Origin of the sequence: Pseudoalteromonas sp. BSi20311, from assembly GCF_000239875.1 — a bacterium.
GTDB lineage: Bacteria > Pseudomonadota > Gammaproteobacteria > Enterobacterales > Alteromonadaceae > Pseudoalteromonas.
Genome location: NZ_BADU01000137.1, coordinates 1 through 875, shown reverse-complemented (window position 1 = coordinate 875; position 875 = coordinate 1). Strand labels below are relative to the sequence as shown.

The window sequence follows — 875 nt, the reverse complement described above, 5'->3', positions numbered from 1 at the left end:
CTGGATATAGACCTGACACTCAGTGACGAGCGCGTGGATGTAGTTGACGAAAAAATAGATATTGGGATTCGTATCGGCTTCATGAGAGATAGTCGATTTATTGCCCGCCAGCTCACCAAAATTAATATGTATGTCGTGGCTTCGCCTGACTTAATAAATAGAGTGGGAAGGCCTGCGTCTATTGAAGAACTAAACCACTTGCCGGTTACAGGGTTAGTAGATCGCAATACGGGAAAGCTTTGGCCATGGGTTTTTTCCATGGACAGACAGTGGACGCCATCCATAACACGTTTTCGAAGTGCCGACACCGAAGCTGAATTAATGGCTATACAAAATGGACTAGGTTTTGCTCAAATTCCTGACTTTTTGGTCCAAGACTTATTACGCCAAGAGAAACTTGTGAGAGTGTTAGAAGAGGTCGAGCCGGTGCCTTGGGATTTATATATTTATCGCCCTCAACGTGGTCCAGTACCACAACGTATTCGATTGGTTTTTGATCACTTGGTGTCAAGATTGAGTGTCCGCTAATGGCACAGACTGTGTAAAAACTCTGATCACCTTTTGGTCTAAGTATCTGCTGCTTATGATCGATTAATCTATACATTTAGTTCACTTAATATACTGATATTTATATAATAAGACTATTGATTCAGTCGAGGGTTGAGGCAATATGTCAAAGTTTATAAGCGGTGAAGATCGTAACCAATCAACGTTATTTCCAGAATCGTTGGAAGACTACGTCAGTGAAGATAATACGGTCAGAGTAATTGATGTTTTCATTGAGGAACTAAATCTAGCTGAATTGGGGTTTAAAGGATTAACCTTACAGTCCACAGGCCGCCCTAAGTATCATCCAGCCACACTATTAAAGCTTT

The 875-nt window shown here is 41.4% G+C and carries 1 protein-coding gene and 1 pseudogene; both read left to right on the top strand.

The features are described 5' to 3' along the window. The coding region (locus tag P20311_RS14085; RefSeq protein ID WP_036985234.1) for a substrate binding domain-containing protein at positions 1-528 on the top strand (528 nt) is incomplete at its 5' end. Positions 529-670: 142 nt separating this feature from the next. Then, a pseudogene (locus P20311_RS14080) lies at positions 671-875 on the top strand (IS5/IS1182 family transposase); the annotation flags it as partial.